The organism is Halomonas sp. NPDC076908 (assembly GCF_050269715.1).
In the GTDB taxonomy this organism is placed as follows: domain Bacteria; phylum Pseudomonadota; class Gammaproteobacteria; order Pseudomonadales; family Halomonadaceae; genus Vreelandella.
The window spans coordinates 69759-85002 of record NZ_JBNNIW010000011.1 but is presented as its reverse complement, the minus strand read 5'-3'; the positions used below and the strand labels follow the sequence as shown (position 1 = coordinate 85002).

12 protein-coding genes are annotated in these 15244 nt (G+C 54.9%); 8 read left to right on the top strand and 4 right to left on the bottom strand.

Annotation, left to right across the window (positions count from 1 at the left end):
- Positions 1 to 101 precede the first annotated feature (101 nt).
- Both ACQKE4_RS08615 and ACQKE4_RS08610 read right to left on the bottom strand, forming a co-directional pair.
- The gene (locus tag ACQKE4_RS08615) at positions 102 to 806 is read right to left on the bottom strand and encodes a pseudouridine synthase (protein WP_427387918.1); all 705 of its coding nucleotides are present in this window, start codon (positions 804 to 806) and stop codon (positions 102 to 104) included.
- A complete protein-coding gene (locus ACQKE4_RS08610; RefSeq protein WP_427387855.1) occupies positions 806 to 1621 on the bottom strand; it encodes an amidohydrolase in 816 nt (271 codons plus the stop codon). Before ACQKE4_RS08610 ends, ACQKE4_RS08615 begins: the two co-directional genes overlap by 1 nt.
- Before the next feature lie 72 nt (positions 1622 to 1693).
- On the opposite strand from ACQKE4_RS08610, the gene rarD reads away from it, so the two are divergent.
- On the top strand, positions 1694 to 2602 hold the full coding sequence (gene rarD, locus ACQKE4_RS08605; RefSeq protein WP_427387853.1) for an EamA family transporter RarD: 909 nt from the start codon (positions 1694 to 1696) through the stop codon (positions 2600 to 2602).
- Here the strand turns inward: rarD and ACQKE4_RS08600 are convergent.
- A complete protein-coding gene (locus tag ACQKE4_RS08600) occupies positions 2573 to 4240 on the bottom strand; it encodes a methyl-accepting chemotaxis protein (RefSeq protein ID WP_427387852.1) in 1668 nt (555 codons plus the stop codon). The genes rarD and ACQKE4_RS08600 overlap by 30 nt on opposite strands.
- Positions 4241 to 4483: 243 nt before the next feature.
- Here ACQKE4_RS08600 and ACQKE4_RS08595 point away from each other — a divergent pair, with 243 nt between their 5' ends.
- The 7 genes from ACQKE4_RS08595 to ACQKE4_RS08565 all read left to right on the top strand — a co-directional run bounded on the left by ACQKE4_RS08595 (position 4484) and on the right by ACQKE4_RS08565 (position 14295).
- Positions 4484 to 6187 carry a SulP family inorganic anion transporter gene (locus ACQKE4_RS08595; protein ID WP_427387850.1) on the top strand — a complete coding sequence of 568 codons (1704 nt, stop codon included), beginning with the start codon at positions 4484 to 4486 and terminating at the stop codon, positions 6185 to 6187.
- Positions 6188 to 6419: 232 nt separating this feature from the next.
- Entirely contained in the window at positions 6420 to 7580 is a 1161-nt protein-coding gene (locus ACQKE4_RS08590; protein WP_427387849.1) for a TAXI family TRAP transporter solute-binding subunit, read from the top strand.
- A gap of 100 nt (positions 7581 to 7680) precedes the next feature.
- On the top strand, positions 7681 to 9690 hold the full coding sequence (locus tag ACQKE4_RS08585; RefSeq protein WP_427387847.1) for a TRAP transporter permease: 2010 nt from the start codon (positions 7681 to 7683) through the stop codon (positions 9688 to 9690).
- A 58-nt stretch (positions 9691 to 9748) separates the two neighbouring features.
- Positions 9749 to 11161 carry an enoyl-CoA hydratase/isomerase family protein gene (locus tag ACQKE4_RS08580; protein WP_427387846.1) on the top strand — a complete coding sequence of 471 codons (1413 nt, stop codon included), beginning with the start codon at positions 9749 to 9751 and terminating at the stop codon, positions 11159 to 11161.
- On the top strand, positions 11158 to 12351 hold the full coding sequence (locus ACQKE4_RS08575) for an acyl-CoA dehydrogenase family protein (RefSeq protein WP_427387845.1): 1194 nt from the start codon (positions 11158 to 11160) through the stop codon (positions 12349 to 12351). Before ACQKE4_RS08580 ends, ACQKE4_RS08575 begins: the two co-directional genes overlap by 4 nt.
- 10 nt (positions 12352 to 12361) lie before the next feature.
- The gene (locus ACQKE4_RS08570) at positions 12362 to 13480 is read left to right on the top strand and encodes an acyl-CoA dehydrogenase family protein (protein ID WP_427387844.1); all 1119 of its coding nucleotides are present in this window, start codon (positions 12362 to 12364) and stop codon (positions 13478 to 13480) included.
- A gap of 35 nt (positions 13481 to 13515) precedes the next feature.
- The gene (locus ACQKE4_RS08565) at positions 13516 to 14295 is read left to right on the top strand and encodes an enoyl-CoA hydratase/isomerase family protein (RefSeq protein ID WP_427387843.1); all 780 of its coding nucleotides are present in this window, start codon (positions 13516 to 13518) and stop codon (positions 14293 to 14295) included.
- On the opposite strand, the gene ACQKE4_RS08560 is transcribed toward ACQKE4_RS08565, so the two are convergent.
- Positions 14277 to 15236 (bottom strand): NAD(P)H-dependent flavin oxidoreductase, encoded by a 960-nt coding sequence (locus ACQKE4_RS08560; RefSeq protein ID WP_427387842.1) that lies wholly within the window; start codon positions 15234 to 15236, stop codon positions 14277 to 14279. The two genes, ACQKE4_RS08565 and ACQKE4_RS08560, sit on opposite strands and share 19 nt — an antisense overlap.
- Positions 15237 to 15244 lie beyond the last annotated feature (8 nt).

The window sequence follows — 15244 nt, the reverse complement described above, 5'->3', positions numbered from 1 at the left end:
GCATCGTCTGCACGCGATGAAATAGTTAATTTAGGGCTTGTAAAACAGATGGTTAATGCGCTTTTTGGAGGATTTCGTCAGAATCGTTGCCGACCCTCAATTCAGAAAAGCGCGATTTCTTCGGCGGTTAACTCTCGCCATTCTCCGGGGGCTAAGCTTTCGTCCAGCGCTAGATCACCGATGGAACTGCGGTGCAGCGAATTGACGTGGTTACCTAAAGCGGCAAACATGCGTTTTACCTGATGATAGCGCCCTTCGGTAATCGTCAGCTCTGCTTGCGTGGGCGATAGCAGCCGCAGGGTAGCGGGCTGAGTGAGCGTCTCTTCCCCATCCAGCATGATGCCTTCCGCCACTTGGCCAATCGCCCACTCTGCCGCCGCACCCTCCATGGGTTCCGCTAGCTCAGCGATATACACCTTGGCGCAACGATGGCGCGGCGAGGTGACGCGATGGGACCAGTGACCATCATCGGTTAGTAGCAACAGCCCCGTGGTATCCACATCTAACCGCCCTACTGGCTGAAGGCGCTCGGCCTTGGGCACATCAATTAGATCGATCGCCCTTGGGTAAAGCCCACGGCGGGCATTACACTCAACGTCAACAGGCTTGTGCAGCATAATGTAGCGCACACCCACCAGCGCTAACCGCTCACCGTTCAGAACAACCACATCATTATCGGTGTCGATCTGGGTCGCCGACTGTTTAATCGGCTCACCGTTTAACGTCACTTCACCATTTTTGAGCGCTCGCTTGGCTAAGCTGCGGGTTAATGGCGAGGTTTCACTTAAAAAACGATCAAGGCGCATCATTGGCCCACTCCTGGCAGTAGCTTAAAACGGTCGGCATCTTGCCAAGCAGGGAATTTTTCACGAAAAGCATCAAGGGCAGTTTTATCCAGCGTGCCCGTTTCTATAAACGGGGTATGGGCAGGTTGGTCAATCAGCGGTTCGCCTTTGAAGTCGACCAACAGGGAATCGCCACTATAGGCAAGCCCTTTTGCATCTTCTCCAACGCGATTTACACCAATGACGTAGCTTAGGTTTTCTACCGCACGGGCTTGCAGTAGCGTGCGCCAAGGGTGGCGACGCGGTGCTGGCCAGTTGGCAATACACAGCAGCGCATCATACTCGAAATGCTCACCTTCTGCTGGCTGCTGGCGCATCCACACCGGAAAACGCAGATCATAACAAACGCTCAGCAGTAGTTTAAAACCCTTCAGCTCAACAATTTTGCGCTCACTCCCCATGCCGTAGCGCTCATGTTCGCCAGCCATACGAAATAGATGGCGCTTATCGTAGTGGGTTAACCCACCCTTGGGCGTTGCCCAAATTAGCCGATTATAAAACTCGCCTTCCTCATGAATCGCCACGCTACCGGTCATCACACAGTTACGCGCCTTCGCTTGAGATTGAAGCCAGGCAACGCTTTGGCTTTGTGCCATCGGCTGGGCCATTTCACGGGAATTCATGGTAAAACCAGTGGCAAACATTTCAGGCAATACAATCAGATCGGTATCGCGGTTATCTAAATCACCCAGTAACTGTTCAAGATGCGCATGATTGGCTTGGGGGTCCTCCCAGCGCAGATCGCACTGCACTAGAGTGTTTCGAAGTTCGCTCACTCAACACCTCCTTTATGCCACTGTTATTGCAAAGTTTATGCTAGATTAGCATCTTTAAATAATGAGGCTGCTATGCTTCCTACTCCAACACGCGACCCTGAAGCAGTCAAAGGCGTTATGTTCGGGCTAACCGCCTACACCATGTGGGGCTGTTTCCCGCTGTTTTTTGCCTTGTTTGATGGCGTTCCAGCGTTTGAAATTTTGATACACCGTATCATTTGGGCGTGTCTGTTTTTAGTGGGCTTGATCACAGTACTGCGCCGTTGGCCGCCAGTGGTCGCTGCCCTGGGCGAACCCAGGCGGCTTGGGCGAGTGTTGGCCTGTGCGCTACTGATTGCCTTTAACTGGGGCATCTATATCTATGCAGTGGAGTCCAAGCAAGTATTGCAGGCAAGCCTTGGCTACTTTTTAACGCCATTGGTGAACGTTGCACTGGGCATGCTGGTACTGCGCGAAGTAATGGCTAAACTGCAATTGGTGGCGCTTGGCTTGGCAAGCATCGCCATTGCAATTCAATTTGTGATGCTCGGCGAGCTACCCTGGATTAGCTTAATACTGGCATTAAGCTTCGGCAGTTACGGCCTGTTTCGCAAACAGGTGCCGCTAGATGGTTTATCGGGGCTATTTGTGGAGACCCTGCTGCTATTCCCTCTCGCCCTCATGGCACTTACGTGGCTAAGCTGGAACGGTACGTCACACTTTATGCAGAATACCTCAACCACCAGTCTATTGATCGCCAGTGGCGCACTAACGGCGCTACCACTAATGGCGTTTGCAGGCGCGGCCCGCCGGTTACGATTAGCAACCCTGGGCTTTCTGATGTACATCAACCCAAGCATTCAGTTCTTAATCGCCCTAACCGTATTCGGCGAACCCCTGGGCGTCATCCAGTTGGCGACCTTTGTGCTTATTTGGCTAGGCCTTGCGCTCTACTCATGGTCGGCGTGGCAATTACGCCCGCGCTACGCCGCGGCTAGTTAATGCAAGAGATGGTGTTGATTTAGCATCCACGGCTGTTTCAGGTATAGGAGACGGTGCTGTATCCCGTTCAGGCTGGTAGCCAATACGGAAGCCGCCCCAGTGCTTGCCCTGCACATACACGGGTACCGAGAGATCGTGCATGATCTCGCCGGTATCCCGCTTATAGGTTTGCAGTAATAGCGGCTTTTCATGGGCGCCACAACGGCTGCCGGTAGGGTCATCAAAAATTCGTTTGCTGCGGCAGAACTTCAGGTCATGTGTGTAATCCCCGGTGGGTTCACGGCTAACCGCCTGATTATGGGTCGGCACGTACCCTTTTCGGTCGCAGGCAATGGCGTAGCTTAGCCCTAGCTGCTTCAACAGCGGCTCTTGCATATTGGGCAGATGCTTATCGGTAAACCCGTCAAAGCCGGTTTTATATAGCGGCGGATGAGTGCCTGGAATTTGCTCGTAATGGGGCTGGAAAAGTTTGCTTTCTGAAAGCTCACCGCTGGCCACCGCTTTTGCAAACAGTTTGCCTAATTGGTCCGCGGTTGAGCGTGCGGCACGAAACACCTGCTGATGGCGTCCTTCTAAATGCTGTTGCGCCAGCTCTCCATCCACCCCTTCCGCAGCCTCCATCAATGCCCGGGCCTGCTCAGCCAAATCGTGCATATTGCGGTTACCTTCATCCACATCTTCTTCTAGCTGACGCAGGCTATCGGCCACGGTTTGGCTATGCTGTCGGGTATTTTCCATCGCGTCGGCAACGCGGGTAATTTCACTCTGCACTTGATCAAACTCTTGGGTCATCGTGCCGAGGCTACTACCTACTACCTGCAGGCCCTTTGAGCGCTTGCTAATCCGTGTCATTAGGTCGCCAATAGTGTCGACCACCGTGTGACCGCTTACATGCATATCTTTAACCAGTTCATCGACGCTTTGGGTGGCAGTGGAAGTCTTCAGCGCTAAGTTACGCACTTCCCCCGCCACTACGGCAAATCCTCTACCGTGCTCACCAGCGCGTGCCGCTTCAATCGAGGCATTAAGCGATAGCAAATGCGTCTGCTCAGCAATACCTTCAATCATGGAGGTAACACTGCGTACCCGCTCAATTTTATCGTTCAACGCGGTGAGCATTTCCAGCGCTTGATTAGAGCGTTCAGCAACATCGCCCATATCCTGGACAATATCGTCCAGTTCGGCATGATTGTGGTGGCTGGCTTCCCGGGCGCTCTCTGCCAGTGCCGCTACCTGACTAGCGCTGGAACTGACCTGCATAATAGCAGCATTGATGGCTGTCATACTGGATGACGCCTCACGGGCCATGGTCTCCTGTTGAGTAAGGCGTTGATCCATTAGATCGGCATAGTGTGAAACTTCTGCTGATGCTATCGCTGTGCTACTAGCCCGGTTCATTAAACGGTAGGCCATGGCGCGCAGTGAACGATAATCGCGCAGAGATTTGAAACCACGCTGACGCTGCTCAAGGCGACGCTGATCGGCACGATAAATGCCGTCCAGCGTATTGAGCAAAACAGCCCCCCCGCCCAAAGCGGCACACAGCAGCGCAGCGTAAATCCATAGCCCACCTTGAGAGGCAAGGCCTATTGACAAGGCTAACAACAGCAATGGAGCCAGTAGTAGCAATATGCGCATAGAGGTGTACTCTTTTATTGGCGTTATTGAGTATCGGAGCCATACGTAAGAAAAATTAACTCACTTTTGAGTGGTAATCTTAACGGGTTACGCTGATGAAAGAAGTAGCACTTTGGGGGCAGAAGGTGTCATAAAACCGACTTTTTATAGCGATTACTGAAGTACAAATGAATATAAGCACTGCAACTAAAGGAAATATCCCTTACCCTTTCTCTACTGCCTCATCCATGACACCTGGACGCCATGCTAAAGCGCTATCTGCCCATTTTGACGTGGCTGCCCTACTATCATAAACGCCTACTGGGAGCCGACCTTCTTGCCGGATTGATCGTCACCGTGATGGTCATTCCCCAGTCGCTCGCCTATGCGCTGCTTGCTGGGCTACCTGCGGTGGTGGGTCTTTACGCCAGCATCCTACCGCAACTGGTGTATACCCTATTTGGCACCAGCAAAACCCTCGCGGTAGGGCCGGTTGCCATCATCGCGCTGATGACGGGCGCCGCGCTCTCATCCGTGGCGGCAACAGGTACGGATACCTATTTGCAGGCAGCGCTGATTCTGTCGCTGCTTTCCGGTGGCATGCTGGTAGTGATGGGGCTGCTAAAAATGGGCTTTTTTAGCAACTTTCTTAGCCACCCGGTTATCTCTGGCTTTTTAACTGCCTCGGGCATTTTAATCGCCGCCAGCCAGTTTGGCAGCTTGCTGGGCATCGAAAGTAGTGGCTTCACCCTGGTTGAACGCCTGATCACACTGGTACCTAATTTAGCCGCTTTCAACTTACCCACGTTATTGATTGGTAGTGGAACCCTGCTTTTTTTGATCGTTTTACGCCTCTACGGTAAAACCAGCCTGCATAAAATAGGCCTCCCGCTCGCCCTGGCGGATCTCATTGCAAAAGCTGGACCAGTATTTGCGGTAATTATCACCACCTTAATTACCTGGCACTGGCAATTAGCTGAAGTGAATGTGGCCGTCGTGGGAGATATTCCAAGTGGGCTACCCGCCCTGAGCTTTCCCTTGGGTGACTATTCGCTATGGCGTGCACTGTTGATTCCAGCGCTGCTGATTAGTCTGGTTGGCTTTGTGGAGTCAGTTTCCATGGGCCAAATGCTAGCGGCTAAACGGCGCCAGCGCATTTCACCCAATCAAGAGTTAATAGGCCTGGGAGCCACCAATCTGGCCGCCGGTTTTTCCAGCGGTATGCCGGTGACAGGCGGGCTATCACGCACGGTGATCAACTACGATGCTGGAGCACAAACCCCGGCTGCCGGTGCCTTTGCCGCGCTGGGCATTGCGCTAATCACCATGTCGTTCACCGGCTGGCTCTACTACCTGCCTATCGCAACCCTGGCGGCGACCATTACCGTCTCGATTTTGACGCTGGTTGATATTCCCATGCTACGTCAGACCTGGCGCTACTCGCGCAGTGATTTTGCCGCGATGGCGGTGACTATTCTGCTTACTCTGTGCGAAGGCGTTGAAGCCGGTATTATCGGCGGTGTCACCCTGTCTATTGCGCTGTTTTTATACCGTACCAGCCGCCCACATAGCGCCTTGGTTGGCCGCGTACCTGGCACCGAACACTTTCGCAATGTTATCCGCCACGATGTCGAAACGGTGCATAACGTGGCGCTGCTACGAATAGATGAGAGCCTCTATTTTGCTAACGCCCGATATTTGGAAGACACCGTTTATAACCTAGTGGCGAGTCATCCTGAGCTGGAGCACGTTGTGTTGATCTGTTCAGCCGTCAATCTGATTGATGCGTCGGCACTTGAGAGCCTGGATGCGATCAATGCTCGGTTAAAAGATTCCGACGTAAAACTGCATTTATCAGAAGTAAAAGGGCCGGTAATGGATCAACTCAAGAAGAGTGACTTCCTAGAAGCGCTAACTGGACGAGTTTTTCTAAGTACCTATGCCGCTTGGCGTGAATTTTCAAACTAAAAAAATCCGCTAGCTCTTTGAAAAGCCAGGCACTTGCCTAGCTTTTTTGCGTCTGTCTAATGCTAACTAAGCCACCCATTGACAACAGCGTTGACATTCCCCCAGCGGCTTCTCTACTATCAGCCTACCACTTTGCAGAACACAGTACCGCATAGCGAAACACCAAGTAACCGAACGTAACTAACGTTCATCGCAACCGCCATTATCACAACCACAATAAAGGAGCATTTCAATGCGTCCATTTACTCAACGCCTGCTCATCGCCGCCTTGCCTTTATCACTGCTTGGCGCTGCCGTTAGTCATGCCAGTGAGGTTGAACTGCCTAGAACCATGGCTTGGACTGCTTACGGCACCAATTCAAGTGGCTACGCCCAAGCGGTGGCCATCGGCAATATGCTGCAAAATAAATACGATTCATCGGTGCGTATCCTGCCGGGGGATAACGATGTATCACGCATGACACCGCTTAAGCAGGGTCGCGTTGATCTGTGCGCCTGTGGGATTGCCAGTTACTACGGCGCGGAAGGCGTGATGATGTTTGCTGACCGCGATTGGGGCCCACAGCCGCTGCGCGTTATTACCACCTCTACGGCCTCTTTCGGATTATCCCTGGCGGTCGCGGGTGATTTAGATGTTGAAACGCCTGCTGACTTGGCGGGCAAACGTATCGCTTATATCCGTGGCGACGATGCCCTCAATAAAGGTACCGAGGCGTATTTAGCCTTTGGTGGTCTTAGCTGGGACGACGTAGAGCGGGTTGATTACCCCGGCTACGGACGCTCTTTCGACGGTATTATTGCCGGTGATGTGGACGCATCGTTTACCACTACCGTTACCCCACCTGCGCAGCAGCTTGCCAGTAGCCCACGCGGTATTAGCTGGCCAGTACTCGACCCTGAAGATGAAGCTGGCTGGGAGCGCATGGCTGCAGTTGCCCCCTATTTCCGCCCCCATGAAGTGACCGCAGGTGCTGGTGGTATTAGCGTCGACAACCCTGTACCCAGCGCCAGCTACCCTTACCCGATTGTGGTGGCCAATCAAGACCTGGAAGACAACGTCGCTTATGGGCTGATCAAAGCGATGCAGGAAAACTTTGACGACTATAAAGACAACGCGCCAGGCGCACTTGGCTATGCCCTGGAAGAGCAGGATCTTCAATGGGTCGTGCCGTTTCACGATGCGGTAGTGGAGTACTACAAAGAGATCGATGTGTGGACCGACGAAATGCAGGCACATCAGGATCAGCTCGTTGAGCGTCAGGAAATACTGCTAAGCGCCTGGGAAAGCTTTATGCAAGACGCGCCCAGTGATGATGAGGCCTTTACTTCAGACTGGATGGAAGCCCGCGCGACCGCGCTGAATGACGCCGGCTTCGAACCAATCTTCGAGTGAACCGCTTTCTCGAATAATCCTCTACGGGGCGGCGTTCGTCGCCCCTGCTGATTGACGGATATTTCCATACACCAGTCGTCACAACCACAGATACCTCGCCATGACCACAGAAACCGCACCTGCCAATGCTCAGCAGGTTAAAGAAAAAATCAGCCAAATTCGTCAGCTCCCCCCGGCGCTGCGCTGGGTACCCGCCGCTGTCACCGTGGTCTTAATGCTGATGACGTTGGATTACCTGTTCAACATTGGCTGGCTTACCTTCGTGACTGGCCTGGAAACACAGTTCTACTATGCCGTGGTTGCTCTTCTATTACCGCTGGTTTTCCTGCTTTGGCCTATGCGCAGTAGCCAGCAAGAGCAACCTGTTCCCTGGTACGACTACCTATTAAGTGCCGTCACGTTCATCGTCGGTGGCTACTTTGTTTATAACGCCGTACCGATTCTTGAACGTGGCTGGGCGTTTGCTGCCCCAGATTTAGCCATTTACGCCAGTTACGCCTACTGGCTATTAATTATTGAAGCCGCCCGCCGAGCGGGTGGCTTACCGATTGCGATTATTGCTGGCGTGTTTTCACTCTATCCGCTGGTAGCGGATATTGTGCCCGGCCCTATCCAAGCGTTTCCTTCATCCCTTGAAGAAACGGCCATGTACCACACCATGAGCACCGAAAGCATCATGGGCGTACCGCTGCAGGCTTTTGCAGGCTTGGTGATTGGATTTTTGGTGTTTGGCGTGGTGCTGCAAAAAAGCGGCGGCGGTAAATTTTTCATTAATTTAGCCTTCGCTCTATTGGGCCATGTGCGCGGCGGCCCGGCCAAGGTATCGATCTTCTCCAGCGGCCTAATGGGCTCCATGAGCGGCAGCGTCATCAGCAACGTGCTGACCACCGGCGTTCTATCAATCCCCGCCATGCGCCGTATCGGCATGACCCGCTCTTTTGCAGGGGGCGTCGAGGCCTGCGCATCAACCGGTGGTGTATTGATGCCCCCGGTTATGGGTGCCACCGCCTTTGTAATGGCGATGTTTCTGGATGTTCCCTACTCCACCATCGCACTTGCGGCAGTGATTCCTTCAATCCTTTACTTCCTAGGTTTGTTTATACAAATTGATGCCTACGCAGCGCGTAACGACATCAAAGGGTTGCCTGCTGTTGAACTGCCCTCTTTATGGCAAACTTTAAAGGAAGGCTGGTACTTTATTTTCGTCTTCGCACTGCTGGTATGGATGCTGCTGATTATGCAGCGTGAAGCGGTCGCCCCTTTTTACGCCACTGCACTGCTACTGGTGCTCAACCAGCTCTCCAAACACAACCGTTGGGGCTGGAAGGATGTCGGAGACACCCTCTCCTCTGCCGCTAAGCTGTTTGCCGAGCTCATCGCCATCCTGGCTGGTGTCGGGATGCTGGTCGGCGCACTCTCCATGACCGGCCTCTCTGGCACTATCGCCAACGACTTTATCAATATCGCCGGTGGCAGTGTCCCGTTACTGCTACTCATGGGCGCAGTAACGAGCTTCGTGCTAGGTATTGGCATGACCGTGACCGCCGCCTATATCTTCCTTGCCGTGGCGCTAGCGCCTGCTTTGATTCAAGGCGGCGGACTGGATCCCATGGCGGTACATATGTTCATCCTGTACTGGGGCATGCTGAGCTTTATTACCCCACCAGTGGCACTTGGTGCCTTTGCCGCCGCAACCGTTGCTGGCGCTCGCCCCATGGCGACCGGCCTACAGGCGATGCGACTAGGCAGCGTGATCTACTTTATTCCCTTCCTGTTTGTGCTCAACCCCGCGCTGATTATGCAGGGAGAGCCACTGATCATTGTGGCGGTGTTTATCCAGGCAGTGGCGGGCATCATTCTGTTTGCCTCCGCGATGCAGGGTTACTTGATAGGTGTGGGACGTCTGGGTTACGGCGCACTGCAAGAGAGCATTATTCGCGGTTTGGTATTGGTTGCAGGTTTACTGCTGGCACTACCGGGCGGCGGAATGGTGCCCCTCAGCCAGTGGGAACTGATCGGCCTGGCCGCTGCAGCGCTGCTGCCAGGCGTTATCTTGGCGCGTTTAAGTCAGCGGCAACATCAAAGATCTCATAAAGCATCCGTTGTTTAGCGGCCGGGGCAACAAGAATACCTTCAACAACTTATCATACGAAATACGGGAGCAAGCTATGTCCGTTCATTATCAGCGCCACGGCGATGTAGGCGTTATAAAGATCGCCAATCCGCCGGTTAACGCGCTAAGCCACGCGGTACGTAGTGGCTTACTAAACGCGCTGGAAGAAGGTATCGCCGATACGCAAGCTAAAGCGCTGGTAGTGTTAGCTGATGGCCGCACCTTTATCGCCGGTGCCGATATCCGGGAGTTTGGTAAGCCGCCCAAAGCGCCTCTGCTGCCCGATGTGATCACCCAACTGGAAGCCTGCCCAAAGCCGCTGATTGCCGCCCTGCACGGCACGGCGCTGGGCGGCGGCTTGGAGGTTGCGCTGGGTTGCCACTACCGAGTGGCACTGACCGGAACCCGCGTTGGGCTTCCGGAGGTAAAGCTTGGCCTACTGCCCGGCGCCGGAGGCACTCAGCGGTTACCGCGCTTAGTCGGCGTTGAGCGCGCTTTAGAGATGATCACCAGCGGACGCTTTGTGACGGCAGAAGAAGCGCTTGAGGCGGGCATTATCGATGCCATTAGCAGTGCTGCAACACCACTTGAAGCAGGCCTGGCGGCAGCCAAAGAGGTGCTGAAAGGCAATCAGACGCCACGCATCACTGGCAAGCTCACTGCCCCTACGGCTAATCCCCAAGCGATCGCTTCTACACTCACGCGCCTTAACCAGGAATCTCCCGAACTCTTCTCACCGTTTCGTATTGTGGAGGCCGTTGAGGCCAGCGTGATGGCTGAATCATTTCAAGATGGCCTGCGTCGTGAGCGGGAGCTGTTTTTGGCCTGTATGGACTCCCCACAGCGCGCCGGGCTGATTCACCTCTTTTTCGCTGCCCGCAGCCCCCACGTGGTGCCTGAGGTTGAGCACGCCGACGTTTTTAAACAGGTTGCGCTGATCGGCGAAGATCCACTGTTTGAACGCCTGCAGAAAGCCGCGAAAATGGCGGGCATTACCTTAACCAGTGCACCAGACAGTGCCAGCGAACTCTGCCTACTGGCGCCAAATGCGCCCAGGGATTCGGGCATGGCGTGCCCTGCCATCGCCCTAGAAAATATCGGCACCAGCAGTGAAAGCGATACGGCGCTAACCCTGATCGTTGCTGAAAACGGCACTATGGTAGAGCTGGTTAACCACAGTGGCGAAGCACTTACCCAACAGCGAGCGGCGCTTACGCTTAAAGCGTTACGGTTAAGCGTGGTAGTTAGCCAACAGCAAAGTCTGCTGAACACCCTACACGCTGCCAGCCAGCAAGCGTCGGCCAGCGAAAGGCAGTCTGCCCTTGAAAAGGCGAGTCGCAGCATTGCCGAGCAGGGCTTTTGCTACCGCGAGAGCGATATTGATCTGCTGGCGGTGGAGGCTCTCGGCTATCCGCGCCATTTAGGTGGGCCCCACCGTCAGGCTACCCTTAAGGACACACACCTATGAACCTCACCTTTAGTCCCGAAGAGCAGGCCTTTCGCGCAGAGGTTCGCGCTTTTCTAGCCGATGCGCTGCCCAGCGATATCAGCGACCGCGGGCGCCTGGGACGCCACTTGCGTGCCGATGATCACCTGCGCTGGCAGAACATTCTCAGCGAACAGGGCTGGCTAGCCTCTAACTGGCCAAAGGAGCACGGCGGCCCAGGCTGGGGCCCCGTACAGCGGCATATATTTGATGAAGAGTGCGCCGCGGCCCACGCGCCTACGGTAGTGCCCTTTGGCGTCAATATGGTGGCGCCTGTGATTATGAAATTCGGTAGCGCTGAACAACAGCAGCGTTACCTGCCGCGCATTTTGAGCAATCAGGACTGGTGGTGCCAAGGTTACTCTGAACCTGGCGCGGGTTCCGACTTAGCGGGACTGAATACCCGCGCGGTGCGCGATGGCGACCACTATATCGTTAATGGTCAGAAGACGTGGACGACCCTCGGCCAGCACGCCAACATGCTGTTCTGTCTGGTGCGTACCGATCCAGACGCTAAGAAACAGGCGGGCATTAGTTTTCTGCTGATAGATATGCAGAGCCCTGGCATCACTGTGCGACCTATTATCACTTTGGATGGTGCTCACGAGGTCAATGAAGTCTTTTTAGACAACGTGCGGGTGCCGGTTGAAAACCGCGTCGGTGAAGAGGGCCAGGGCTGGACCTGCGCTAAGTTTCTGCTCACCCATGAACGCACGGGTATTGCCGGGCTTGGACACGCCAAGCAAGCCTTACGTCATTTGAAGTCCCTGGCTAGCCGGATTCAACATCGCGGCAAACCGCTGCTAGAGCTGCCCAGCTTCCGCCAGCGGGTAGTGAAAGCGGAACTTGAGCTAATGGCGCTGGAAGTTACCAACCTTCGCGTGATTGCCGCAGCTCGTGATGGCGGCGTGCCCGGGGCAGAGAGCTCGCTGCTGAAAGTGCGCGGTTCAGAACTTCGCCAGGAGCTAAGCGAACTTACCCGTCGTGCCCTTGGCCCCGCCGCCCTGCCGTTTTTCCCCGATTTCCTACATGGCGAAGGCAGCCTGGATGCCGAACGCGCCCAAAGCGCAGCGGCCAGCGCCCAGTACTTCAACCGCCGCAAGCTGTCGATTTATGGCGGTGCCAACGAGATACAAAAAAGTATCGTCGCCAAAACCATTTTAGGTATGTAAGGGGGTCACCATGGATTTTGCTTTAACTGACGAGCAGCGCATGCTCGAAGAGACGCTCACCCGCCTGATGGCTGATCAGGTTTCCCCCGAGCAGCGCCGCGCTGTGCTGGCCGCCACTCTAAACGGTGATTCTGCACTATGGCGCACCTTTGCCGAACTGGGTCTGCTGCATATGCCCTTCAGCGAAGACGTGGGTGGTCTAGGTGGCGACGGTACCGACCTGATGATCATTATGCAGGCGCTAGGACGCGGTCTGGTTCCGGAAGCCTACCTTGCGGGCCTGGTGCTACCCGGCCAACTGCTGGCCCTAACCGCCAACGGCGAACAGCAAACGCGCTGGCTAACCCCTCTGCTTGAAGGCGAGCATCAGTTAGCCTTTGCCTGGCAGGAACACAGCGCTCGTTACGATGCCTTTGCCATCTCTACCCAGGCCACCCAGCGTGACGGCCAGTGGCAGTTAAATGGCAGAAAAGATGTGGTATTGAACCTACAAGCCGCCGCTGCAACGTTGGTCACAGCACGATTAGATAACGGCAAACTAGGGCTATTTATTGTGCCCACAAATGCTCCTGGCACATCTTCCCACCTCTATCGCACTATCGATGATCAGCCTGCCGGTGACCTTACCCTGGAAAACGTTACGCTAACGGTAGAAAACTGTCTGAGCGTCGATGTCAGTGACGCGCTGGCCGAGGTGCTGGCCCTAGGCCGCGCAGCGCTCTGCGCCCAAGCTATCGGCGCAATGGAGGAGGCCTGCGATCAAACTCTGGCCTACCTAAAAGAGCGGAAGCAATTTGGCTTGCCGCTTGCCAATTTCCAGGCGCTTCAGCACCGCATGGTGGATATGCATCTACACCTGGAGCAGTCCCGCTCCATGGCGATATTGGCCGCCACTAGCCTAACCCTGCCCGCCAGTGAGCGGGACTATAAAATTGCCGCGGCCAAAGCCTACTGCGGCGAATCGGCGCGTTTTATTGCCGAACAGGCGATCCAACTTCACGGCGGCATGGGTATGTCTGACGAGTGCTATGTCGCAAGCTACGCCAAGCACCTGGTGATGTTCGATCACTATTTGGGCGACAGCGACTACCACCTTGAAACGGTCAGCGAGCTGTTAAAAGTTACCTAAAAACGTTGCCTGGGAAAGTTAAAAAGGAGCGCTATATGTCAGACCCTCTCGGCAAGTTAGTAACTATCAGTGCCATTGAAAACGGCGTCGTCGAAGTAGCGATTGCGCGCCCAGAGGTACGTAATGCCCTCAATGAAACCACCGCCTTGGCGCTTAATAAAGCGCTGGCGGCGATAGCGATTGATGAACAGGTGCGCTGCGTAATTCTGCATGGAGAAGGCAGCGCGTTTTGTGCGGGCGCTGATCTTGCCGAGTTTGAGAAAGCAATGTCCCAACCCGCCAGCCAACGCCTCGAAACACTCTTTCTGCCTGCCTTACGCACGTTAATGTCGATGGATAAACCGGTGATTGCCGCGGTTAGCGGCGCCGCGGCGGGCATCGGTGTTTCCTACGTTCTCGCCAGCGACATGGTAGTGATGGGGCGCTCCGCCTACCTAAAACTTGCCTTTATCAATATTGGCCTCATTCCCGATGGCGGCGCCTGCTGGCACTTGGTTCGCCAACTTGGCCACGTCCAGGCGTTTGAGATGGCGGCCCTCGCCACGCCCATCCCTGCCGAGCGCTGTGTGACGCTGGGTTTGGCCAACCGGATGGTTGAAGATAACCAGGTCCTAATGGAAGCTCGTAAGTTGGCCCAATCGCTGGTTGGCCAATCGCCCCAGGCGTTAAGCGTCACCAAGCTCGCCTTACGGGAAGCGGCACAACGTTCACTTAGCGACACCATGCACTTAGAAGGCAAGCTACAGGATCAGTGTAAAGCGTCTGACGACTTCCAAACGCGGGTGGCGGCGTTTCGTCAACGCCGTCGCAAATGATCTAGCGCCTGGTGATAATCTGCGCGTAGCGTGGCAATCTCTTCGGCCACGCTATTCAGCGTGTTAATACTACCCACGCCCTGCCCTGCGCCCCAGATATCCCGCCACGCTTTAGCTTTACTGCTGCCCCTTGAGCCGTAGCGCATTGAGGCTTTATCGCCCTCAGGTAGCTCATCGGGGTCGAGCCCAGCATTTTCAATACTTTGTCGTAAGTAGTTACCGTGCACTCCGGTAAACAGGTTGGTATAAACGATATCTCCCGCCGCTGCGTCTAACACCATCTGCTTGTAGTTCGCTTGGGCATTGGCTTCTTGAGTAGCAATAAAGCGCGTGCCCATGTAGACCAAGTCCGCCCCCAGCGCTTGGGCGGCAACGATCTGTTCACCTCTGGTCATCGCCCCCGCCAGCACCAATGGGCCATCATAAAAGCGCCGCACCTCAGCCACAAACGCAAAGGGGTTTAACCGTCCGGCATGACCGCCTGCGCCATGACACACCAATATTAAGCCATCCACGCCCGCATCAATCGCTTTCTTGGCATGTCGCAAGGTGGTGACATCATGAAACACCATCCCGCCATAGGCGTGCACCTGCTCCACTATGCGATTAGGCGCATGCAGGCTGGTGATCACTAGCGGCACCTTGAACTCGGCGCACAAGGCCACATCGTGCTCCAGACGGTCGTTAGTGGGGTGCACGATTTGATTAACTGCAAAGGGCGCTGAGTGATTATCGGGGTGGAGCTCGTCATAGTCGGCCAGGGTTTGAGTGATCTGCTGTAGCCACTCGCGCAGTACTTCCGCTGGACGGGCATTGAGCGCTGGAAAAGCACCAATAATCCCTGCCTGGCACTGGGCAATGACCAAATCAGGCCCTGAGACGATAAACATGGGAGAGCCGATCACCGGCAGAGTTAACGAAGCGGTTAGGCGCGTTAGCATGGGCAACT

Bases quoted from the DNA above. Each gene is read 5' to 3' on its own strand.
- ACQKE4_RS08615 (WP_427387918.1), bottom strand. From the start codon at position 806: ATGCGCCTTGATCGTTTTTTAAGTGAAACCTCGCCATTAACCCGCAGC.
- rarD (WP_427387853.1), top strand. From the start codon at position 1,694: ATGCTTCCTACTCCAACACGCGACCCTGAAGCAGTCAAAGGCGTTATG.
- ACQKE4_RS08600 (WP_427387852.1), bottom strand. From the start codon at position 4,240: ATGCGCATATTGCTACTACTGGCTCCATTGCTGTTGTTAGCCTTGTCA.
- ACQKE4_RS08595 (WP_427387850.1), top strand. From the start codon at position 4,484: ATGCTAAAGCGCTATCTGCCCATTTTGACGTGGCTGCCCTACTATCAT.
- ACQKE4_RS08590 (WP_427387849.1), top strand. From the start codon at position 6,420: ATGCGTCCATTTACTCAACGCCTGCTCATCGCCGCCTTGCCTTTATCA.
- ACQKE4_RS08585 (WP_427387847.1), top strand. From the start codon at position 7,681: ATGACCACAGAAACCGCACCTGCCAATGCTCAGCAGGTTAAAGAAAAA.
- ACQKE4_RS08580 (WP_427387846.1), top strand. From the start codon at position 9,749: ATGTCCGTTCATTATCAGCGCCACGGCGATGTAGGCGTTATAAAGATC.
- ACQKE4_RS08575 (WP_427387845.1), top strand. From the start codon at position 11,158: ATGAACCTCACCTTTAGTCCCGAAGAGCAGGCCTTTCGCGCAGAGGTT.
- ACQKE4_RS08570 (WP_427387844.1), top strand. From the start codon at position 12,362: ATGGATTTTGCTTTAACTGACGAGCAGCGCATGCTCGAAGAGACGCTC.
- ACQKE4_RS08565 (WP_427387843.1), top strand. From the start codon at position 13,516: ATGTCAGACCCTCTCGGCAAGTTAGTAACTATCAGTGCCATTGAAAAC.
- ACQKE4_RS08560 (WP_427387842.1), bottom strand. From the start codon at position 15,236: ATGCTAACGCGCCTAACCGCTTCGTTAACTCTGCCGGTGATCGGCTCT.